Genomic DNA, 22,576 nt, shown 5'->3' on the forward strand with positions numbered 1-22,576 from the left:
TTCGCTCGTAACGTTTTTGCCGTTTTTATTGACCGGTTTTAGCCGATCGAATAAATTGACTGCTCGCTGGTGCTTTGACAGCGCGTTCTGTCCATTTCTGAGTAATCATACACAATATCTTCAAAGTACACGTCTGCCGAACTTGCAAGAAGAAACGACAGATTAAAAAATTGCAGCGGAAATCTGCCATGATCGACAGGTTATACTGCCATTCATGCAGCCGGTACGGCCAATACTCACGAATCAGTCGGTATGTTCAACAGTTTCACGCTATAATGTTTCTAGTCGATAGTAAACACAAAGCATACGGCCAATTCAGTAGCATTGAGAAAGTGAACCATGGATGATCGTTACTAAACATCGTGCTGGAATTTCACCGTGTACCACTACGATAATACAACCCTGCTGCAAAAATCGGTTAGATTCCCGGTGATTGGCAAGTACCTCGGTCAGTTATTGGTTATTCTGGCCGCTCTATCGATTGTTCCTCTGGCATTCTCGCTGCTCTTCATGGAATACGACTTCACCGTTCGTTTCATGATCGTTGAGGCCATTTTGCTGGCAACAGGCCTGCCTCTCATGCGGATCAATGCTTCAGCCAATATTCAAACCAACGAAGGTCTAGTCGTTACCGGGTTTATTTTCATACTGTCCCCGCTGGTCATGACGATACCTATGATGGGTAACGGAATGAATTTTATAAACGCATTGTTCGAATCGGTATCAGCCTTCACTACTACAGGACTCTCTGTTGCGACAGAATTACAGCAACAACCGCTGACTTTTCTGTTCGCTCGTGCCTATATGCAATGGATCGGTGGTCTGGGAATTGTTGTTCTGACCATTGCGTTGCTGTTAAAACCGGGCGCGTATCTGAGAAAGCTGATTGAGTTGGATGAGAAGGACGATATTGTCAGTTCAACCCGTACATATGCCCGGCGCATCATGGCGGTTTACATACTATTGACAGTGATCGGTACATGTATCATCTGGATAGCGACTGGCGATCTTTTTAATGCAGTCACGCATGCATTTACAGCAGTATCAACAGGTGGGTTCTCTAATTATGACAACAGTCTGGCCGGTTTACAAAGCTCAATTGCCATGGTGAGTGTTATCTCAGGATGTTTTCTTGGGGCTTTACCACTGCTTCTGTATTTCCGGCTGCACCAAACGGGTTTATCAGCACTTTTCCACGATACGCAAGTCAGAGCCATGGTCTTTTTTGTAGCATGTATCACTATACTGCTTACATTAATATTTCTGTATGAAATCAGGATTCCATTTTCCGACGCCTTATTCCATGCCCTGCTAATCACGATCTCCGCACAAACAACCGCAGGCTTCACTTCGATCGAAATAACACATATCGGCTTGCATGGCATGCTGGTAATTATGGTCGCGATGGTTATCGGTGGCGCACTGGGATCAACCGCAGGTGGTGTAAAACTTTTCCGAATATTGATTTTCTGGCGCGCATTACAGCACATGCTGCGTAAGACGGCTGCAATTCCACATGCTGTGATCAAACCCAGCCTCGGAAGTAAAAATCTTGAAACCGATGAGATTAACAAAGCATTATTGGTCATTCTACTGTTTATCATTACGGTTTTTTTTGCATGGCTGGTTTTTCTGTATTCCGGCCATCAACCGCTTGCTGCTCTGTTTGAAGTCGTTTCCGCAACGGCTACCGTCGGTCTTAGCAGTGGCATCACAGACAGCGAACTTTCGTCATATTTAAAATTAGTGTTATGTGCCTGCATGTTGCTCGGCCGCCTTGAATTTATCGCGTTGTTGATATTAGTCTACCCATCAACATGGACCATCAGGAGAACCAACGCATGAGACTAGTTTTTATCGGCGCCAGCAGCATCACCATAGCCACAGCCCGCAATCTAAGCAAACAAGGCCATGATGTGATCATTGTCGAAGCAGACTTAGAAAAAATTGAAACGGTATCCGAACAAATCGACTGTGGATTCATTCACGGCGATGGCACGCGCCCAGACATCTTAAAAGAAGTCGATCCTGAAAACACAGAAATTATTTTCTGCTTTACCAGTAATGATCAATCCAATATTATCGCCAGCCTCGTTGCACGCTCGCTCGGATTTAAAAAAACAGTGACTAAACTTGAAGATCCGGAATTCGATCATATCGCCATCGAACTAGGCCTGGAAAGCCTAATCGTACCGTCAAGAACAATTGCAAATTATCTTGTTGATATGACTGAAGGACGCAATATTCTGGAAATCACGTCTATAATCAAAGGTGATGCCAGAATATTTTCATTTGTAGTTCAGGAGTCATTCGAAGGTGAATTAGAGCAGCTGTCACTGCCCGATACGAGCCGCATTGTATGTATTTACCGGGAAGACGAGTTACTGCTGCCGACTCAAGATACCCAAATCCGGTCAGGCGATGAAATCGTGCTGATTACTCATCAGCGTGAACTTGCCAGCCTGCATAAACGATTTAGTCAGCACAAACAGCGTCAGTCAGTCTGAGCAGATTTCGAAATAATTGTCAGCATCTGCCCGGTAGTCACATACGCACCTTCCTGACAAGATATCTGCTGCACCGTTCCATCACTGACAGCCTCAACGGTAAACTCCATTTTCATGGATTCAATGACAATCAGTGGTGTTCCCACCGTTACATGCTGCCCTTCTTGCACCAAAACTTTCCAAACTGTACCGGTAATATGCGAACCGATGGCTACACTGCCTTCCGGAAGATCAAGCTCGCTTTGCGCATTGGATTCGTCAAGACTGTCTTCATTCAATTCACTTGAGTATTCTGATTGACCAGTAGCACGCCAGTGTTCGCGTTCAGCTTCAAATGCGGCCTGCTGGCTGTCTTTAAACGCCTGTATCGTGGTATTGTGTTGCTGCAGGAATTGATTGTATTGTTTCAGGCTAAATGTGGATTCCTCGATGCGCAGTTTAAATTTTCCTGTAATAAAATCGTTACGGATTTCAAGTAATTCGCTTTCACTGACGGGATAAAAACGTATCTGATCGAAAAAACGAAGCAACCAGGGTTTCCCATCCTTAAAGTCGTCTGTTTGACGATATCGATTCCACATCTGGACTGTACGCCCAACAAATTGATAGCCGCCAGGTCCTTCCATTCCATAAACGCATAAATAAGCACCACCGATGCCAACTGCATTCTCCGGGGTCCAGGTTCTGGCAGGATTATACTTCGTTGTAACCAGGCGATGACGCGGATCAATGGGTGTAGCCACTGGTGCGCCAAGGTACACATCACCTAATCCAAGTACAAGATAACTGGCATCGAAAACTATATGTCGTACGGTCTCGGTGTCTTCAAGCCCGTTAATTCGCCGGATAAATTCAATATTACTCGGACACCATGGTGCATCACTACGTACGGATTGCATATATTTTGCGATTGCCAGCCTGGTGGCCCGGTCATCCCATGACAGTGGCAAATGCACAACGCGTGACGGTATTTCAAGATCATCCATTGCTGGCAATTCGGCTTCCGCTTTGATCAGACTTGACAGCAGCTTATCACGAGACAGAACTAGTGAATCAAAATGCACTTGAAGTGACCGTATGCCTGGTGTCAAATCAATAATGCCATCAAGCCCGCCAGTATCTATAGCTTGCTGCAACGACAACATTAATGCATGGACACGCATTCTCAAATTGATATCGAGTACAACTGGTCCATACTCTATCAGCAGGTAGCGATCACCCGATTGTCGATAAACAACAGCCGGTGACTGATCACTCTCCGGTATGCTGTGTATCATCGGACTGTCAAGTAACAATGGCTGAGACGGTACCAGGATGTGCTTCGGAAAGTCTACCTGTTCAACTGACACATCAAGCTCGCGCGCCATTGCCTCGGCTTGTGTCAACGACAAAGGACAAAAACAAACTGTATCGCCAGGCTTTAGTTGTCCAAGTTTCCACAACTCCGCATGTGCCACCGTCGCAGGGCAGACAAAACCACCCAAACTCGGACCATCCGGCCCCAGAATAACAGGCATGTCGCCGGTAAAATCAACAGCGCCTATCGCATAGGCGTTATCATGAATATTGGATGGATGCAGACCGGCCTCACCGCCATCACTCCGCGCCCATTCCGGCTTGGGGCCAAGCAACCGTATACCTGTACGATTGGAATTATGATGCACAGTCCATTCAGCGGTAAAAAAGGTTTGCATGTCCTTTTCAGTAAAGAAATCCGGAGCGCCATGCGGGCCGTACAGCACACCAATAACCCAATGATCCGTATAAAGTGGAATATTTGCATCCTCCAGATAGCGCGGCTGATGCCTGTCTGCTTTCTCAATTTGCAATACATCGCCGCTGCGTAGCACACGCCCCGCATGCCCACCAAACTGACCCAAGGTAAATGTAGATTTGCTGCCAAGATAATCTACCACCTGAAAACCACACTGGACTGCAAGATAAGCACGGCAGCCGTGGTGCGTAATTTTGCCAAACTGCAGTACTGCACCAGCTTTAACAGAATGAGAACGCCAAAGGGAGAGTGGTTCACCATCCAGATGGACTGCTATCGGTGCACCGGTAATCGCGATAACGCTGTCGCAGTTAAAACGGATTGTCGGACCGGCAAACGTGATTTCAAGTCCGGCCGCATCGCTATTATTGCCAACAAGCTGATTCGCCAAGCGAAAAGCCAGGCCATCCATCGGACCTGACGGTGGCACGCCGATATGCCAGTATCCTAATCGACCCGGATAATCCTGTATTGTGGTTTGCACGCCAGGACTGAGAATATCGACTGTCTGTGCATGATAGTGAAAACCGTTTAGATACCGCGTGCCATAGATACCACCACGAAACGCACTGCTATTGATAACCTGCATCAGGTATTCACGATTGGTCTCGATGCCCTGCAACACAGTTTGTTCCAACGCATGAATTAAACCATCGACCGCTTGCTCACGTGTCGCTGCGTGCACAATCACCTTTGCCAGCATCGGATCATAAAAAGGTGTAACGGTGGTACCGCTGTCCACCCAGGTCTCGACACGCGCGACAGGTGAAAACTGAACGGCAGTCAACATTCCGCTGGATGGCTGAAAATTCTGTGCAGGATTCTCTGCATAAATCCGCGCCTGAATTGCTGTACCTTTAGACCTGATGTTGAACGAATCCAGTTCCGGTAATTCTTCACATGCCTGTCGAATCATCCATTCAACCAGATCGACCCCGGTCACCATTTCAGTAACGCCATGCTCCACCTGAAGACGCGTGTTGACCTCAAGAAAATAAAATTCATTGCTGTGACCATCGACAATAAATTCCACCGTGCCGGCCGACTGGTATTGAACGGATTCACCCAGGCAAACAGCTGCGTTGCTTAATGCCTTGCGCAAATCGTCTGTCAGATTAGGCGCAGGCGTTTCCTCGACAACTTTCTGATTACGACGCTGCATCGAACAGTCACGCTCGCCCAATGCAATCACTTTTCCCCTGCCGTTACCAAAAATCTGAACCTCGATATGCCGCGCATTTTCAATATATTTTTCCAGGAAAATACCGGCATCGCTGAAATTATTTTGCGCCAGGTAGCGGACAGCATCATAGGCATCGACCAGTTCTTTTTCATTCCAACACAATCTCATGCCAATACCGCCACCCCCAGCAGTACTTTTCAACATCACCGGAAAACCAATATGTGCGGCAGCATGCATTGCTTCATCCAAATCTTCCAGCAAACCGGTTCCAGGCAGCAATGGCACATTATTTTGCAAAGCCAGTTCGCGGGCAGTGTGCTTAAGACCAAAAACACGCATTTGATGTGCGGTCGGCCCGATAAAGCGGATATGATGTGATGTGCACTGATCGGCAAAATCCGCGTTTTCGCTTAAAAAGCCATATCCCGGATGTATTCCTTGCGCATGCACCTGCTGCGCCACTGCCAGGATTTTATCTGTTCGCAAATAGCTGTCTGCCGCAGCACCTTCACCGATGCAATACGCCTCATCCGCTTCAGTCACATGCCGTGACAATGCATCTGCTTCTGTGTAGACAGCGACGCTGCTTACGCCCATACGACGAAGGGTACGAATAATGCGACTGGCAATCGCGCCTCGATTAGCAATCAATACTTTGTCAAACATTGTCTGCTCCTTTTTTGAAAATACACACACCGCAAATAACTGATCAATCCCAGATCAACAGACGAATAGGCGTTGGATTATAGGCATTACAGGGATTATTAAGCTGCGGACAGTTTGAGATCAACACCATTACATCCATCTCCGCACGCATTTCAACATATTTACCAGGCGCGGAAATACCATCGACAAACTCTAGCCTGCCACCCTCGGTAACTGGCACGTTCATAAAGAAATTGATGTTACTTGGCAAATCACGCTTGCTCATTCCAAGCTGCTCACACAACGGATCATGAGAGAGAGCATGCAAAAAATTATCGCGACAATTGTGCATGGGATATTTATCCAAGGCATAGCGTACAGTGTTGCTTTCTGCTGCACAGGCACCGCCGAGTGTATCGTGTCGTCCACACGTATCGGCCACTATTGTCAGCATGACATTGCTGAAATTTGAATATAGCTTGCTCCCTGTAGTCAGATAAAGTTTGTTTTGTTCACGTATGGTATCGGAGGCACTGTACCGTTCAAGTGCATGATGGACATTGAAAAATAGCGTGTCAACGGCTTGATTGCCCTCCAGATCGACAATCCGGAAAGTCTGACCGGTTTTCACCTGTTTTACCCAGGGTTCTCCAGCCGAACAGATTTCATCAATAATAGCGTGCGCAGGATCCAGTTTACTTTCTGTCAGACTGTTTTGTTGATGCTGTCCGTTCATACTTCACCTCCACCAGATTCGTAAAACCGTTGTGTATTCTGAAATCCCCGTGTATTTTCGGGAATTTTATTGCAATTTTCAAAAGCACCGGCTGGCGTGACATACAATGACAAACCAATAGCGCCTGGCTGATACTTATCTGCTGGATTCAGCGGGTGCGGTGCAGCTGAAAGCACCACCAGAGTTTTCATTTCGAAACTCAGATCTACATAATCACCAGCCCTACTGTTTCCGGATTGAAAAGTCAATTCTCCTGAATGATTTGCCGTTACCTTACTGAAGAAATTTATGTTGGATACAATATCACGCCGCCCCATTCCCCACTTGCCGAGTTCCAGCAACATGTTATCCATGCCATTGCGATACATGCGATTGCGATGTTCCTGGTAGCGCGCAACTCCGTATTGCTTACGTACCTGTTCCGCATCACTGATTCCGCACACGGTATCATGCCAGCCAACAGTGTCTTTCGTAATACAACAAAATATCCGCCCCATATCGGAATGACAGGCATGGCCCTGAGTCAAATAAAACGTATGCTGGGATTTAAGTGTATCCGCCATGTTATACCGTTCCAGTCTTTCTTCCTGGTTATAAAACAATACGGCCGCATTGGCGCCCCCATCCACGTCAGTCAAACGCAGCGTCATTCCACGACGTACTAGGCCGGACCAGTGGCACCCACCCGGCACGACTTCTTTCCAGACAAAATGCAGATTTTGATTCATTATCGCCTCCTTGATGAATATTGATTGCATACGCAGCTCAATAACATATTGATTTTGAAATAAATATGGATACACTCAGATGCTGAGTGAAAATGTGAACAGCTTGTTTCTGAATTTAATTCTGGCGAATTTTTTGAACCAGAATATACAGTGTCGTTACACTCAGTATGCTGCCCAGCACCAGTGGTATTGCCCAAAGCTGCCACCAGGGCGCGTTCTCTGAAACCGCATAAGTGCGCGGCCAGGCAATATTGATAAGTTCAAACAGCGACCAGGCAAATGCAGCACAATTGATTACCAGTCCCCAGGCACCAAGTTTAAGTTCGCCAAGTGCGGGATTCCAGCGGCCCGTCAGGCGGGTAAAAAGACCAACGCCGGTAGTCATGGCAAACATCGCGTATAGCCCGCCAGTACCAAATGCAATCACTGTAGCCACAGCACCGTCATTTAATCCCAGCAATAATCCCAGACCGGAAAGGGTGACTGTAAAAAGAACGGCATTGCGCGGGACTCTGTCTGCCGTCACATGACTAAGAAATGCCGGCATATTTCCCTCGCGCGACATTGAGAAAACAATACGTGAAGTGTATTTAACGACCGACGCACCACATGCGAGAAAAGCGATCATTACAATACCCGAAAACGGTTTGCTTACCCAGTCTCCAAAACTACTTGCAATCAGTGGTGTGACAGGATCGGCTGTTTTGCTGGTAGTCGCCAGCACTTCATGATCGAAAGACAATATTAATGCGGATGAATTAAACAACACAACGGCACCGACGGCGCTTAATGCAAAGAAGATAGCACGCGGAACCATTCGTTTTGGCTGGTGCGTTTCTTCTGCCGTTGTAGAACACGCATCAAAACCGATAAACGCCCATCCTGCAATGGCCAATGCCGCCAGAAACGCCGCCGTTTCTGTTGGAGCGCTGCCTGTCCCCATATGCTGAAACAACTCTGTAAAACCATACTGCCGAAAAAACAAAAACAGTAACAGCGCAATACCAAATGACCCAATTACCTCTGCGTAAACGCCAAGCGCTATTAATGTCTTAAAAATATTGACATGAACAAGATTGAGCACCATGCAAATCAGCAGAAAAACTGCCCCCCAGATCACCATGGAAACACCGCTGTTATCGAGCGCGCCCCAAAAGGTTGCTAGCCAGACACCGCCTGTATAAGCGGTAGTCGTCAGCATGGCGATGGTTGAACTGACATAAATAACACCCGCATACTGGCCAGCCGTAACACCGCCGAGCTGTCTTGCCCACTTATAGGCACCGCCAGCTATCGGAAACTGCGATGCCAGTTCAGCATAAACGGTCGCCACCAGCAGTTGCATGACCAGGCATATTGCCAGCGCAGCGAACCAGCCGCCCCCGGTAACAACAGTCTGTACACCTATAATGGCATACAAACCCACTACCGGTGATACAACCGCAAAACCCATGGTAAAACTGTGCCAGACGCTCATGCTGCGGTTGAGTGTATCCACATCCGAGCCTGGATATTTATCGTCAGTCGTCAAACGATTTTGATGAGATGAAATTGACATAACGGAAACTCCTCAAATCACGATATCAGCCGGGAATTAACACAAACACATGCTCGCGTTAATTCGGTAGTCACACATATTAATAAGCCATGTGTGCTTAACCTCCCGGGCTTTTATCCCTCCGTGGAGTCTCGTTATTTATTGATGAGACCGGAAACTCTCGAACCAGCCATTTCATGTAATTTTCTCTAAAATACAATTACATGAAACCGGAACCCTAGTTTCACATATATTTAGACTAGCAAAATCTTAGAAAATGATCAAGCCTATTTAAAAAACTGTTTCAATTGAGCGAAAAAAACGATCATCTATCGTTTATATTCACATATCAAATAAGACCGGCTTCATGTGCCTGCTGATCGGCATGATAACTGGAGCGCACCAATGGCCCGCATGCGGCATGTGTAAAACCCAAATCCAGCGCTGCATCTTCAAACATTTTAAATCCTTTAGGGGTGACGTAACGATGAACAGGCAAGTGTCCTATACTCGGTTGCAGGTATTGCCCGATTGTCAACATTTCTACTTTGTGCGCACGCAAATCGCGCATAACCTCGATAATTTCCTCGTCAGTCTCGCCGAGACCCACCATTAATCCCGATTTGGTTGGAATATTTGAAAAACGATCTTTAAAATTCTTCAACAGTTTCAATGAATGCATGTAATCAGCACCTGGACGACACTGCTTATACAGTCTTGGCACAGTTTCCAGATTGTGATTCAACACATCCGGTGGACAGCTGGCGAGTTTTTCTAGTGCAACGTCCAGCCTGCCCCTGAAATCAGGTACCAGTATCTCAATTTTTGTTTGTGGTGCATATCGTCGTATTTCGCCGATACATTCAGCAAAATGCAGCGCACCGCCATCACGTAAGTCATCACGATCAACACTGGTAATCACAACATAATTCAATTTTAATGCTGCAATTGACTGCGCCAGATGTAACGGTTCATCCGAATCAGGGGGCTTAGGCCGACCATGGGCCACATCACAAAACGGGCATCGCCTCGTACAAAGATCTCCCAAAATCATGAACGTAGCAGTACCCTTGCCAAAACACTCACCGATATTGGGGCAGGAAGCTTCCTCACAAACCGTGTGCAGCTTTTGTTCTCTCAAAATCCGCTTGACTTCATTAAACTTCTGGCTATTTGACGAACGCACCCGAATCCATGGTGGTTTACGCAAAATTTCATCGCGTGTTTGCGGACTAATCTTGACAGGATTACGCGCTGTTTTATCAACGCCTTTCTGACGTATTTCAGAAGTCATAACGGTATATCATTTCCTTTTATTTATTTAACAAGTTCTTTCTGTAAATATTCTGACAGCTTGCGACTTAACACATCAAGTCCGTCTTTGACACCTTGATCTTTTGTCCGTGTTACCGCCAAGCCAGCATATCCACACGGGTTAATTCTCGAGAACGGTTTCAGATCCATATCAACATTCAATGCAATACCGTGGTAACAATAGCTTTTTTTTATTTTCAATCCCAGTGAAGCGATTTTAGCCGCCCCTACATATACACCGGGCATATCAGCACAGCCATACGCCTTGATTTGATATTCATTCAACATATGAATTACGGCTGTTTCCATTCTTCTGACAAGATCACGTACAGTCAGATTCAGTCGTCTGATATCCAAAAGCAGATAAGCGATGAGTTGACCAGGACCGTGATAAGTGATCTGCCCTCCTCGATCTGTTTTAATCACATTAATGTTACTGTCAGCCAGCAAATGCTCGGGTTTTCCTGCAATACCCTGTGTATACACTGCTGGGTGCTGTAATAGCCAGATTTCATCGCTGGTCTGCGAGGTTCGTGTATTTGTAAAATCTTTCATCGCCCGCCACGAAATCTCATAATCGATCACGCCCATATACCTCACGGTAAACCACGAACCTCGATGTGTAACTGCATTCAAGGCAGTTTGCATGTCGACCGCCATTTCACAATACCAAAGACACCATTGGATGATCGGTTAATGCATAATACAATTGATCTAACTGATGTCGTGATGTAGCGCGAATAGTACAGGTGATACTAAGATAGTTTCCTCCCTTGCTGGCACGAATTTCCATGGTATTTTCATCGAAATCAGGCGCATGTTGCTTGACGATCTCCAAGGCGACCCGAACCAAATCATGTTTTGCCTTGCCCATGATCTTAATCGGAAACTCGCATGGATATTCAATTAATGATTCTTCATGCATATCTATCATTATTGCTCGCAATGAAGCCCATGCCAATCAGCACGTTAAACCACCTCGCATATGCGTAGCCTTGTATTGCTGATAAAACTGATGCAATTGTCTGAACATAGCGCCGGGACTGCCGGTACCGACAGATTGCTCATTTAACCGGGTAACTGCCATAATTTCCCTCGTTGAAGAAGTCAGCATAATCTCCTCTGCAGAAAATAATTCATCTTCAGAAATTTCTCTCACTTCATGAATGACATGATTTTCTGCGACCAGTTCAAGCAGCACATCATACGTAATACCTGGAAGCATCAAATGGCTTTTAGGCGGTGCCAGCAATACTTGATCTTTGACAACAAAGATATTGCTGGCTGAACCTTCAGTCAGGAAACCGTCCCGAATAAGAATTGTTTCTGCAGCACCTGCATCGACCGCAATCTGGCGTAACAATACATTTGGGAGCAGTGAAATGGATTTGATATCGCAGCGAATCCAGCGGTTATCACTGGCCGTGATCGCTGCCACGCCTTTTTCCAGTGATTCTGGTAGCGGAGGCAGCAACGGATTACTCATCATAAAAACAGTGGGTGGCACATCGGGGAAAGGATGGTCACGTTTGGCTACACCCCTGGTAATATGAAGATATATGGATTGATCGTCACCTGCATTTTTGTCTACAACCTGTCCTATCAAATCACTCCATTGTTCGGTGGTATAAGGGTTCTTGAGACGAATACCATCCAGACTGTGCTGCAGTCGGTGCAAATGTTTATCCAACCGAAATGGTCGACGAGAATAGACAGGGATGACTTCATATACGCCATCACCAAAAATAAAACCCCGGTCCAGTACAGAGATACTAGCCTTTTCGATTGGCATAAACTGCCCATTTAAAAAAATCATACCTGGCCTTTATAATTACCTAAACTGTATACGCATCGGAACGGCTAATTAAACAGCAGCATAAGACTATCCCACGCGCGACCGATAAAATTTCCTAGCTCTACATCTTCCAGCGCAACCAATGGATAACTTTCGACCAGTTAACCGTTTAAAGTAAATTTTACCGAACCAACCACTTGCCCTGCATTTACCGGCGCAATCAATGGCTGCTTGTATTCCATTGTAGCTTTGAGATTATCCGCCTGCCCTTTAGGTATGGAAAAATAAACGTCGCTGTTAAAACCAGCTTTCAACGCATCCTGAGAGCCTTTCCACAATTCGATCGAAGTCAGCACTTCCCCTTTTTTATATAAATGCACAGTATCGTAAAACTGGAAACCGTAGTTCAACAAACGCTGGCTTTCCATACTGCGCGCATTGGCTGATTTCGTTCCCATTACTACCGAAATCAGGCGTCTTTTATCACGTTTTGCAGAAGTAATCAGACAATAACCGGCGGATTTCGTCCAGCCGGTTTTCATACCATCCACATGTGGATCCAGCCATAGCAGCCGGTTTCGGTTTGGCTGTGTTATATTGTTATATGTATATTCTTTAAGTGAATACAATGGATAAAAGTCTGGAAAATCGCGAATTATGGCCGCTGCCAGCAAGGTCAAATCATGCACGGACGTGTAGTGGTCGGAATCAGGCAAACCTGTGGTATTCATAAAATGCGTATTTTTCATACCAAGGCGTTGCGCTTCCTGATTCATCATTTGTACGAAAACTTCCTCGGATCCCGCTACTACCTCAGCCAACGCAATACATGCGTCGTTACCGGACTGTACTATCATACCTCGAATCAGCTCGTTAACTGTCACTGTCTTATTAGGTTCGATAAACATGCGCGACCCGATCATACGCCAGGCCCTGTCTGAAACAGGCACCACCTGATCGTGCTGTATGCGATTCTGCTTCAGCGCTGTAAAAACGATATAAGCCGTCATCAACTTGGTTAAGGAAGCTGGCTCAACGCGCTCGTGCGGATTCTGGCTGGCCAACACCTGACCGGATTGATAATCCGTAAGCATATAAGCTTTGGCTGCAATCGAAATCTCGGGTTGCTGAGCTGAAACTGCAACAGAAAATATTGACAGCAGTAACACAGCCAGAAGAGGCAACAATGGGAATAAAAAGCGATTCATGAATTTTTTCGGAAAATTCTAATTATAGCTCGCTCTTGATATTTCATAAACTAGCCTTCGTCAAATATAATAAAATTTCAAACACTCTCCTTAAAGCATTTATTGACGTTTTCTTGTCAAATCGCTAAAACAGTTTCAACAAGCTATGCATAAGCAATCGGTTGACTGTTCGGTATGAACTGCGCCCCAAGCAAATAAGGCGATGAGCGTAGCGTCATACTGTGAATGTGTTACTCTTTTTGATCCGGTTGATGTTTTAAAAAGTAATCATGAGAAAAAAAGCTGCTATTTTTCACGGCCTTGGTGGTTCAAGTAAAAGTTTCTGGATTCCCTGGCTGAAAACTGAATTGGAAAAGCACAAATTTGATGTATGGACGCCTTCGCTATCCGACTGCTCAGGCTTCGATGAATTGGATAAATGGGTCGAAGAAATCATAACTCGAACGTCCTGCCGAAATTTTGATCTGATGATTGGCCATTCAGCAGGGGGACCATTAATTTTAAGACTGCTTTCCCAGAGCGGTTTTACCGCGAAACACACAATTTCTGTTGCTGGATATATTAAGCCACTTCACGGGGCACCACCGAATGATACAACCTATCCAGCAGGATTTTGCGTTGATACCATAAGGACAAATAGCCGCATGCTGACTTTTATTCATTCCGACAATGACCCATGGGATTGTGGGCATGAACAAGGGGAATTTATGCGGAAAACCCTTGGCGGCACTTTGGTTGTTATATCTGGCGAAGGTCATTTTGGTTCAGAATCAATGAAGCAGCCATATGCTGATTTTCCGCTGCTTTTGCAACATTGTTTGCTTGATCAAGACCACGAATCAGGCAATATCGATTGTGCTCCCCAAAGCATCGGGTAGCCTATCTGCTGTCTGGTTCCCTGCTTTTCTTTATTGTTTTTGTTTAACTGACCCCAATTTGCATCTGTCGGTCATTCAGGTAACATTCAGGTTTTTTCAAGTATCATCGGCAGGAGTCTGTACCTGACACACTCATGGACAATAACATGCCATCTTCAAAACTAATAAGAAAAAGCAGTACTAATTCAGTGCTGATAAATCCTGATAGTGCGATATTATGTAATAAATGATGATCAACACCCCAATTGATTTGTAAGTGATAAAATTTCGAAAGCATGGCAACCGAACCGTACCGTTAATATTTCTTAACTATTCATTAATACTATACTCACCCTAAAGGCCTAATGCAGACCATGCAGACCTTTCTATTGCGACAATTTTTATTCTTTTTTTTTCTCATATCTCTTTCGGCACCATTATCAGCCCAGGAATTATCCATCTGGACCATTAAGGAACTGCAGGAGCTGGGATTGCAGGCTAATGGGCTGGTCCAGGCTGCGCGCTCGCAGATTGATATGGCCGAAGCTGATGTGATCAGCGCCCGTGCGTTTCCAAATCCCAAGGTCAGTGTTGAAGCAGGTCCACAAAGCAAGCGGTTACCAGCTTCGGTCACTGGCCCGTCTGACAACCAACGTGAAGTCAAAGTCAGCCAGCCGATCGAGAATCCTTTTCTGCGATCTGCACGCATCGGCTCAGCTGAAGCACTTGTTGATGCAAGGCAAGCGAGTTTAAATCAGGTTCGTGCCGATTTAGCCGCTCAACTGCGCATTCGCGCTTATGAATTATTGCTGCGCCAGGAAGAGGCGCAGATGGAAACGAGCATCTACGATTTGATGAAAGAAATCTACCGACGCATCAAAGTCAGCGTTGATGTTGGAGAAACCGCTCGTTTTGAACTCATTCGTGCTGAAACCGAGGTGCTCAGCGCGGAAAACCGTATGGAAGCTGCAATGTTGAATGCAGAGCGCGCAAGGGTTGCATTGGTCCAACTGACAGCGGGAGCGCTTCAAAGCAATTTTACAATCAATGCATCGCTGAGTGATCCAGTCGAATTTCCACCGTTGGAGCAATTGCGCCAGGAAATTGTACAGGCCAACCCTGATATTCAGCGTCTGGAGGCTGAACAAAACAGCGCCAATCTTCGTATTGATCAGCAGAAAGCTTCCGTTTTACCTTCCGTGAGCGTTCTGTTTACTAATTTTCAGGATCGCCAGTTTATGTCGAACACCGCCGGCGTCAGCCTCGAAATTCCGTTATTCTATCGCCGACGCGGCGAAATAGACAATGCCATTTATGATTCGGCACGCATTCGCAACACGCTTGATTATCGGCGTTTTGAAATTGGCCAGCAACTGGAATCCGCCTGGCAAGCAAAAGAAATCGCACGCCGCAGAGTTGAAATGTTTGAAGGCGGCATCGTTACAGAGGCGGAACTGGCACTGAGCATAGCACAGACGGCCTACCGACTTGGCGAACGCGGATTTATCGAAGTACTGGATACTCAACGTGTGTTGCGTGGTGTGCTCGGTGATTTGTTACAAGCCCGCTTTGAATTACAGTCTGCTGCTGCAGAAATAGATCGACTACGCGCCCATTATCCCAAGGAGCACACCATCGAATGAAATCCCCGATCCGTTTATCAATCTGTTCCCTGTTCGTTGTTTTTCTTTTCATCGCTTGCAGTAACGGCGAAGATGATAACAGTAAAGACGCCAATAGCAATGCTAACAACGTGCCCACCGGAATACCTGATACTGAGGAGTCAGGCAAAACAGACCTGATTACCCTCAGCGAAGCGATGACGGTGGGGATCGAAACCAAAGCACTCAATCTAACTAATCTTGCTGATAAAATTCAGGTACCCAGCCATATCAAAGTCAATGAGCAACAGTTAATCCGCGTCGGCGCGAACGTCACAGGACGTATTGTCGAAGTAAACGTTGAATTAGGCGACAGTGTTGATGCCGGTACGACACTTGCCAAGCTATCAAGCCCTGAATTGACTACCGCCCAACTAGCATATCTTCGCGCGCACTCTATGACGGTTTTAAATGAACGCGCAGCAAAGCGCGCGAAACTATTGCTGGATGCTGACGTAATTGGCACAGCGGAACTGCAACGCAGAGATGCCGAACTACAGGTTTCACGTGCTGAACTCAGCGCGGCAAAAGACCAGTTGCGCCTATTGGGTGTTTATGAAAATGCTGTCAGCGACTTGGTCAAACGTGGACAGATACTTCCTTCTGTCGGCATTTCATCTCCTAAAAGCGGCATAATCATCGAACGTAACGTGGTAGCCGGTCAAGTAGTGCAACCATCTGACCAGCTTTTCAAAGTCGCTGACTTATCGACTGTCTGGGCGGTTGGTGACGTACCGGAGCATATTGCCAGCAATGTGATGGCCGGCCAGCATGTTGAAATTCAAGTCCCTGCGCTGGGCAATATAGTTTTAGATGCGCTGATCATATATGTCTCAGATACTGTCAATCCCCAAACAAGAACAGTTATGGTACGAACTGTCGTCGAGAATCAGGATCGCAAACTCAAGCCTGGCATGCTTGCATCCATGCGCATCATAGAAACCCCGCAGGAACAGCTTGTGATACCTGAATCGGCGGTTGTACGTGAATTAAATAAAGATTATGTTTATCTAGACAGGGGAAACTATTCCTATTTACGCGTACCGGTTGAACTGGGGCCGGAAATTGGCAATTTGCGTCCTGTCATATCAGGGCTTTCAGTCGGACAACAAATTGTAGTTGATGGTGCTTTCCATATAGATAGCGAACGCAAGCTCGATAGAAAGGAATAACTCATGTTGTCATCCATTGTACAGGCCATGCTTAAGCAGCGGCTTCTTGTCGTTATTATTGCCCTTATTTTGGTAGCTTTCGGTTTACGGGCAGCCACGAAACTTTCAGTCGATGCTTTTCCAGATGTCACCAATGTACAGGTTATCGTTGCCGCACGTGTAGAAGGCCGCAGTGCGGAAGAAATCGAGCGCTTGGTAACAATACCCGTGGAAATAGCCATGACAGGTCTGCCCGGCCTTGTTGAGATGCGTTCCCTGAACAAAAGCGGGTTAACCATTATTACACTCGTATTTACCGATGATACGGATGTCTATTTTGCGCGGCAGCTTGTTATGGAGCGTTACATAGGGGTGGTTGATCAACTGCCGGTAGGTGTAGTAACGGAGTTGGGACCGGTAACCACAGGACTGGGCGAAATTTATCAATATACACTGGACCACCCTGATGACGGCACACGTGAATTAACCGTGGAAGAATTGATGGAGCGCCGTACGATTCAGGATTGGATGGTACGACCCATGCTGCGCTCGATTCCCGGGGTAGCCGGAATAAATTCATTGGGTGGACACGAGAAGCAATACCAAGTATTTGTTGATCCGGAAAGATTACGATATTACGACCTGACTTTGTCCGACGTTGACGAAGCCTTGGCCAGCAATAACGCAAATGCCAGTGGGAATATTCTCGAACTGCATGCAGAACAATACCTGATTCGAACGAATGGATTGATCTCGACTCTCAACGACATCCGAAACATTGTGCTCAGAGAAATCGATGGCATTCCCGTCTTTGTCCGTGATGTTGCTGAGGTGGAATTTGGCGGACCTGTACGCCAGGGTGCACTGATTAAAGGCGGTTACACGGAATCAACAGGTGGTATTGTCATGATGTTGATGGGCGGTAACGCCAAGGAAATCGTCGCCAGAGTTCAGGAAAAGGTTTCTGAAATTAATGAACGCGGCCTGTTACCCGGCGGCTTGCAAGTTGTTCCATTCTACGATCGTTCTGACCTGGTCGATGCAGCGTTATGGACGGTAACCAATGTATTGATTGAAGGCATTATTCTGGTAATTATCGTACTGTTTATCTTTCTGGGCGATGTACGCTCCAGTCTGATTGTTGTTGCAACATTGATTGTCGCACCACTTATTACCTTCATGATAATGAATCATCAGGGTATCTCAGCCAACCTGATGTCACTGGGAGGACTGGCAATCGCCATCGGCCTCATTGTAGATACAACTGTCGTCGTGGTCGAAAATGTCTATCACCGCCTGGGACATGCTGGCACTACCTTAAAAGAAAGACTGCTGGTTATACGGGATGCCGTGGTTGAAATCGGTGTACCCCTTATTTTTGGCATCTGTATTATTATTCTGGTATTCCTTCCTTTGATGACTCTGGAAGGTATGGAAGGTAAAACTTTCAGTCCGTTAGCCTATACGATCGCCATTGCACTGGCGGTTTCATTAATTATTTCGCTTACGTTATCCCCTGTACTTTGCGCCTATGGCCTTAAGGGCGGCGCTGATCATGACACGCCGGTTATCGCGTTTCTCAAAAAACGGTATCAGAATTTATTGAACAAGGCGCTAACGCACGAAAAAACTACTATCCTCGTAGCAATTGGTTTGCTGGTTTCTTCCTTCATGCTGTTTCCATTTTTGGGAACTTCGTTCATCCCGATTTTAAAGGAAGGCGCACTGACGCCCGTCATTATTCGGGCACCTTCTATTTCACTGGAGAATTCAATAAAAATAGAAATTGAGGCAATGAAACGCATCGCCACCGTACCGGGAGTCGAGAGCGCAGTTTCCAGGCTGGGGCGCGGCAAAGAGCCATCCGACCCTGCTGGCCCGCATGAATCGGACCCCATTATCACACTGGACCCGGATTCAGGGCGTACTCAGGATGAAGTGGATGAAGACGTTCGTAAAGTATTGTCAACATTGCCCGGCGTCAGTATTGTCGTCTCTCAGCCAATCGCGCAGCGCGTTGATGAAATGATTACAGGCGTGCGTTCACAAGTTGCTGTTAAGATTTTTGGCGACGACCTCGAGCAACTGCGCCTATTGTCCGAGCAGCTGGCACGAATCATGAGAACAGTCAGAGGCGCCAGGGATATTCGGGTACAACCCTTATCAGGACAGCAATCTCTGGTAATCGATATTAACCGCGACGCTATCGCACGATATGGCATCAACGTTGAAGACGTCAACGATTTAATCAGAACCGTTGGCGGTAAAGAAGTGTCGACCATTTTCGAGAACGAGCGTCGTTTCTCGCTTGTCATGCGCCTACCGCTGGATTTTCGTGACAATGTTGATGCTATTCGGGACTTGTTGCTGCGTACACCCGAGACACTTCCCGGCAATGGCGGCATGGTTCCAGGCGGCGCGTTGATTCCGCTGGAATCTGTTGCCAACATCCAGGTCATTGACGGTCCGGCGCAAATTAATCGGGAATTTTCCAAACGCCGTGTTGTTGTCGGTGCAAACGTTCATGAGCGTGACATGGGTGGTTTTGTCGAGGAAATACAGGAACGGGTAGCGGAAGAAATGAACCTGCCTGATGGTTACTACTTTGAATGGGGCGGTCAATTTGAAAATATGGAGCGCGCAATGGCAACGCTTTCCGTAATCGTGCCTTTAACAATCGCGGCTATTTTCTTTTTGCTCTTTATGCTGTTTAACTCTGTGAAACTGGCCTCACTGATCATTTTGGTGCTGCCTTTTGCTTCAATTGGCGGAATCACGGGCCTGTTCATTTCCGGGGAGTATTTATCAGTTCCCGCATCGGTCGGTTTTATCGCACTATGGGGAATTGCTGTATTAAATGGTGTTGTATTGATCTCGTTTATCCGCGAGCAGCGTGAACAAGGCGCCAGCATACCCGTCTCAGTGGTGCGCGGCTGCGAGCAGCGGTTTCGTCCGGTACTGATGACAGCAACTGTCGCCATGCTGGGACTGGTACCCTTTTTGTTCGCCACCGGCCCAGGCTCCGAAGTACAACGTCCATTGGCAATTGTTGTGATCGGTGGACTGATCACGTCTACTTTGTTGACCCTGGTAGTATTGCCGACACTTTATCGCTGGTTTGATGTCAAACCCAGCAACGAAACAGAAGATGAACCGAATAACTCCTCAAAAACAGACGAATCGCGTCAGTTCGACGCCGGCACACATGAACAACACGGTGAATCAACGCAACAGGTGCAGCATTCCGATACTGCATCGGGAGACACGTCGCCAGATTCAAAAACCACTTGAAAACATATATTTCTCACGTTTGATATATTTCGAAGTAGTTCATTAAAAAGCATACACAATTTAATAAACCCGGATTGATTGAAGAACAATCCGGGTTTATTCCTCAAAAAGAATTGCTTCCGATAGGAATTCTTCATAATATGCCTGAAATCTGAAAAGATAATTAACAATTAAAAAATTTTCAAAATCAGTCTATGAATCATCCTAATGAACAGTTTGTATCAGGCGAATTGACGGTGCGCCCGGTGATGTCATATCGGGATATGGGTGATTTTATCAATGTGCCATGGCTGATTTACGCAGACGACCCGTTGTGGGTACCGCCTCTACGTCTTGAACGACGCTTTCACTTCTCCAAATACAATCCTTTCTTGCAGCATGGTGAATGGCAGGCCTGGGTTGCTTATCATCACCGCCGTCCGGTAGGAAGAATCAGTGCGCAGATCGACACATTGCATCGACAGCGGTATGGCGACGATACCGGGCATTTCGGGCTGCTTGAGTGTGTCAATGACACAAATGTTTTCACGGCACTCATGCTGCATGCCGAAGCCTGGCTGGCTGCGCGGCATACACGACATGTAACAGGACCCTTCAATTTATCCATCAACCAGGAATGCGGTATTCTGGTAAATGGGTTTGATACACCACCTGCTGTGATGATGCCTCATACAGCGTACTGGTATCCGCAGTTGCTTGAGTCGCACGAATACTTCCCCGCCAAAGATTTATTGGCATACAGGATAGCAGTCGATTTTGATCCGCCACCGGTCATGAAGCAACTAATCAAACGCCATGCCGGTCAAATCCAGGTCAGACCCTTAAACCGCAAACAGCTTGCCGCAGAAATGGAGGTGTTGCGGGATATTTTCAATGATGCATGGTCTGAAAACTGGGGGTTTGTACCGTTTACCGAGGCAGAATTCGCCGAACTGGGCAACAGTCTCAAGCATCTGGTGTCCGATGATTATGTCCAGATTGCAGAAGTCAACGGTCAACCTGCTGCATTCATGGTCGCCCTTCCGAATCTGAACGAAGTACTTGCTGAACTCGATGGGCGCCTGTTTCCATTCGGCTGGTTGAAATTGATTAAAAAGCTCAAGCGCCATGAAATCAGAACAGCACGCATTCCTCTTATGGGCGTGCGCAGACAATACCACAATACTACACTAGGAATGGCACTCGCCTGCACCGTTATTGAAGCACCCAAGAAAATCGGTATAGCGCACGGTATTCGCGAAGTGGAACTGTCCTGGATACTGGAAGACAACAAGTCGATGCGCAGTATTCTGGAAAATATCGGCAGTACGGAATACAAACGCTACCGCATTTACGGAAAAACGCTGTGACTGATTTACATAAACCTGTACAAAAAAAATTCACTGCTTTGGTTCTCTCAGCAGATCGAACAGCAGACGACCCAATTACCCGCCAAACGGGCGCGGCTTGTAAAGCTTTTGCATCTGTTGGCGGCCAACCGATGATAATACGCGTACTGGACGCACTCACTGCCTGCAATTTGATTGATGCTGTTGTTTTATGCGGCCCACCCAGGTCCAGATTGAATGACTGCCCTCCCCTGAAAACACGGATAGAATCGGGAGAAATCATCTGGCTACCCAATAAGGACTCGCCCAGTCGCAGTGCAGAATATGGATTCGAACACTTGGCTGCCGATACCCCGGTACTCCTGACAACTGCAGATCATGCACTGCTGACACCACAAATTGTTCAGTATTTTCTGACCGAATCACTCAATGCTGACAGCGATGCAACAGTAGGACTGGTAAAGCAGGCACAGATGACCGCAGTATTTCCAGAAGCCAGACGCACTTACTTTCATTTGCGTGATGGCGGTGTTTGCGGCTGCAATTTATTCACGTTCAATCCAGGCGGACGGGCTCTTGTTGAGTTCTGGCGTTCCGTCGAAGATCTGCGCAAACAGCCCTGGCGTCTGATTGCACGCTTCGTTGAACCCGGTATTGTCCTATCCTATTTATTCAGGAGACTCTCTCTGAATCAGGCACTGCATACCTTAGCCGTCAAATCCGGGGTGTGTGTAACACCCATCATGCTTCCGGATGCACGTGCAGGCATTGACGTCGATAACATCGAAGATCTAATACTTGCCGAATCCATACTCAACAAAGCCACGGTTCCGTTTTACAAACGGAGCTGAGAGTCTTCCA

At 46.6% G+C, this 22,576-nt stretch carries 16 protein-coding genes, 1 pseudogene and 1 riboswitch; of the genes and pseudogenes, 8 read left to right on the forward strand and 9 right to left on the reverse strand.

From position 1 onward, the window contains the following. Nucleotides 1-378: 378 nt before the first annotated feature. Nucleotides 379-1,845, forward strand: coding sequence for a TrkH family potassium uptake protein (locus BMX44_RS02190; protein ID WP_090627517.1), 1,467 nt, complete (start codon nucleotides 379-381; stop codon nucleotides 1,843-1,845). Further along, nucleotides 1,842-2,507 carry a potassium channel family protein gene (locus BMX44_RS02195; protein WP_090627518.1) on the forward strand — a complete coding sequence of 222 codons (666 nt, stop codon included), beginning with the start codon at nucleotides 1,842-1,844 and terminating at the stop codon, nucleotides 2,505-2,507. The genes BMX44_RS02190 and BMX44_RS02195 overlap by 4 nt, the downstream gene beginning before the upstream one ends. On the opposite strand, the gene uca is transcribed toward BMX44_RS02195, so the two are convergent. The 9 genes and pseudogenes from uca to BMX44_RS02240 all read right to left on the reverse strand — a co-directional run bounded on the left by uca (nucleotide 2,495) and on the right by BMX44_RS02240 (nucleotide 13,427). Next, on the reverse strand, nucleotides 2,495-6,130 hold the full coding sequence (gene uca / locus BMX44_RS02200) for an urea carboxylase (RefSeq protein WP_090627520.1): 3,636 nt from the start codon (nucleotides 6,128-6,130) through the stop codon (nucleotides 2,495-2,497). The two genes, BMX44_RS02195 and uca, sit on opposite strands and share 13 nt — an antisense overlap. 43 nt (nucleotides 6,131-6,173) lie before the next feature. Beyond that, the gene (locus tag BMX44_RS02205; protein ID WP_090627522.1) at nucleotides 6,174-6,845 is read right to left on the reverse strand and encodes an urea amidolyase associated protein UAAP2; all 672 of its coding nucleotides are present in this window, start codon (nucleotides 6,843-6,845) and stop codon (nucleotides 6,174-6,176) included. Further along, nucleotides 6,842-7,573 (reverse strand): urea amidolyase associated protein UAAP1, encoded by a 732-nt coding sequence (locus BMX44_RS02210; protein WP_090627524.1) that lies wholly within the window; start codon nucleotides 7,571-7,573, stop codon nucleotides 6,842-6,844. The genes BMX44_RS02205 and BMX44_RS02210 overlap by 4 nt, the downstream gene beginning before the upstream one ends. Before the next feature lie 115 nt (nucleotides 7,574-7,688). Beyond that, entirely contained in the window at nucleotides 7,689-9,131 is a 1,443-nt protein-coding gene (locus BMX44_RS02215; protein WP_090627526.1) for an APC family permease, read from the reverse strand. 100 nt (nucleotides 9,132-9,231) lie between these two features. Next, a riboswitch (guanidine-I (ykkC/yxkD leader) is annotated at nucleotides 9,232-9,363 on the reverse strand. A 96-nt stretch (nucleotides 9,364-9,459) separates the two neighbouring features. After that, entirely contained in the window at nucleotides 9,460-10,404 is a 945-nt protein-coding gene (gene lipA / locus BMX44_RS02220; RefSeq protein ID WP_090627527.1) for a lipoyl synthase, read from the reverse strand. Nucleotides 10,405-10,427: 23 nt separating this feature from the next. Next, nucleotides 10,428-11,072 (reverse strand): lipoyl(octanoyl) transferase LipB, encoded by a 645-nt coding sequence (gene lipB, locus BMX44_RS02225; RefSeq protein WP_090627689.1) that lies wholly within the window; start codon nucleotides 11,070-11,072, stop codon nucleotides 10,428-10,430. Nucleotides 11,073-11,085: 13 nt separating this feature from the next. Next, on the reverse strand, nucleotides 11,086-11,349 hold the full coding sequence (locus BMX44_RS02230) for an HP0495 family protein (protein WP_090627691.1): 264 nt from the start codon (nucleotides 11,347-11,349) through the stop codon (nucleotides 11,086-11,088). Between the two features lie 36 nt (nucleotides 11,350-11,385). Next, complete coding sequence (locus tag BMX44_RS02235; RefSeq protein ID WP_090627529.1) at nucleotides 11,386-12,240, reverse strand: D-amino acid aminotransferase; 855 nt, start codon at nucleotides 12,238-12,240, stop codon at nucleotides 11,386-11,388. A 44-nt stretch (nucleotides 12,241-12,284) separates the two neighbouring features. Beyond that, nucleotides 12,285-13,427: pseudogene (locus tag BMX44_RS02240) on the reverse strand (D-alanyl-D-alanine carboxypeptidase family protein). 269 nt (nucleotides 13,428-13,696) lie between these two features. Here BMX44_RS02240 and BMX44_RS02245 point away from each other — a divergent pair. The 6 genes from BMX44_RS02245 to BMX44_RS02270 all read left to right on the forward strand — a co-directional run bounded on the left by BMX44_RS02245 (nucleotide 13,697) and on the right by BMX44_RS02270 (nucleotide 22,566). Further along, a complete protein-coding gene (locus BMX44_RS02245; protein WP_090627531.1) occupies nucleotides 13,697-14,305 on the forward strand; it encodes an RBBP9/YdeN family alpha/beta hydrolase in 609 nt (202 codons plus the stop codon). 353 nt (nucleotides 14,306-14,658) lie between these two features. Then, nucleotides 14,659-15,927: a TolC family protein gene (locus tag BMX44_RS02250; protein ID WP_090627532.1), complete on the forward strand. Its 1,269-nt coding sequence runs from the start codon at nucleotides 14,659-14,661 to the stop codon at nucleotides 15,925-15,927. Further along, the gene (locus BMX44_RS02255) at nucleotides 15,924-17,117 is read left to right on the forward strand and encodes an efflux RND transporter periplasmic adaptor subunit (protein WP_245738792.1); all 1,194 of its coding nucleotides are present in this window, start codon (nucleotides 15,924-15,926) and stop codon (nucleotides 17,115-17,117) included. Before BMX44_RS02250 ends, BMX44_RS02255 begins: the two co-directional genes overlap by 4 nt. A 3-nt stretch (nucleotides 17,118-17,120) precedes the next feature. Next, nucleotides 17,121-20,387 (forward strand): efflux RND transporter permease subunit, encoded by a 3,267-nt coding sequence (locus BMX44_RS02260; RefSeq protein WP_090627534.1) that lies wholly within the window; start codon nucleotides 17,121-17,123, stop codon nucleotides 20,385-20,387. 194 nt (nucleotides 20,388-20,581) lie between these two features. Next, complete coding sequence (locus tag BMX44_RS02265) at nucleotides 20,582-21,736, forward strand: N-acetyltransferase (RefSeq protein ID WP_090627536.1); 1,155 nt, start codon at nucleotides 20,582-20,584, stop codon at nucleotides 21,734-21,736. Then, the gene (locus tag BMX44_RS02270) at nucleotides 21,733-22,566 is read left to right on the forward strand and encodes a nucleotidyltransferase family protein (RefSeq protein WP_090627538.1); all 834 of its coding nucleotides are present in this window, start codon (nucleotides 21,733-21,735) and stop codon (nucleotides 22,564-22,566) included. The genes BMX44_RS02265 and BMX44_RS02270 overlap by 4 nt, the downstream gene beginning before the upstream one ends. Nucleotides 22,567-22,576 lie beyond the last annotated feature (10 nt).

The sequence above is a fragment of the Nitrosomonas marina genome, assembly GCF_900110145.1.
GTDB lineage: Bacteria > Pseudomonadota > Gammaproteobacteria > Burkholderiales > Nitrosomonadaceae > Nitrosomonas > Nitrosomonas marina.

What these genes read in the sequence shown, in the direction of transcription:
- BMX44_RS02260 (WP_090627534.1), top strand. Translation starts at nt 17,121, where the DNA reads ATGTTGTCATCCATTGTACAGGCCATGCTTAAGCAGCGGCTTCTTGTC.
- BMX44_RS02215 (WP_090627526.1), bottom strand. Translation starts at nt 9,131, where the DNA reads ATGTCAATTTCATCTCATCAAAATCGTTTGACGACTGACGATAAATAT.
- BMX44_RS02230 (WP_090627691.1), bottom strand. Translation starts at nt 11,349, where the DNA reads ATGCATGAAGAATCATTAATTGAATATCCATGCGAGTTTCCGATTAAG.
- BMX44_RS02255 (WP_245738792.1), top strand. Translation starts at nt 15,924, where the DNA reads ATGAAATCCCCGATCCGTTTATCAATCTGTTCCCTGTTCGTTGTTTTT.
- BMX44_RS02205 (WP_090627522.1), bottom strand. Translation starts at nt 6,845, where the DNA reads ATGAACGGACAGCATCAACAAAACAGTCTGACAGAAAGTAAACTGGAT.
- BMX44_RS02250 (WP_090627532.1), top strand. Translation starts at nt 14,659, where the DNA reads ATGCAGACCTTTCTATTGCGACAATTTTTATTCTTTTTTTTTCTCATA.
- BMX44_RS02265 (WP_090627536.1), top strand. Translation starts at nt 20,582, where the DNA reads ATGAATCATCCTAATGAACAGTTTGTATCAGGCGAATTGACGGTGCGC.
- lipB (WP_090627689.1), bottom strand. Translation starts at nt 11,072, where the DNA reads ATGCAAACTGCCTTGAATGCAGTTACACATCGAGGTTCGTGGTTTACC.
- lipA (WP_090627527.1), bottom strand. Translation starts at nt 10,404, where the DNA reads ATGACTTCTGAAATACGTCAGAAAGGCGTTGATAAAACAGCGCGTAAT.
- BMX44_RS02195 (WP_090627518.1), top strand. Translation starts at nt 1,842, where the DNA reads ATGAGACTAGTTTTTATCGGCGCCAGCAGCATCACCATAGCCACAGCC.
- BMX44_RS02210 (WP_090627524.1), bottom strand. Translation starts at nt 7,573, where the DNA reads ATGAATCAAAATCTGCATTTTGTCTGGAAAGAAGTCGTGCCGGGTGGG.
- uca (WP_090627520.1), bottom strand. Translation starts at nt 6,130, where the DNA reads ATGTTTGACAAAGTATTGATTGCTAATCGAGGCGCGATTGCCAGTCGC.
- BMX44_RS02245 (WP_090627531.1), top strand. Translation starts at nt 13,697, where the DNA reads ATGAGAAAAAAAGCTGCTATTTTTCACGGCCTTGGTGGTTCAAGTAAA.
- BMX44_RS02235 (WP_090627529.1), bottom strand. Translation starts at nt 12,240, where the DNA reads ATGATTTTTTTAAATGGGCAGTTTATGCCAATCGAAAAGGCTAGTATC.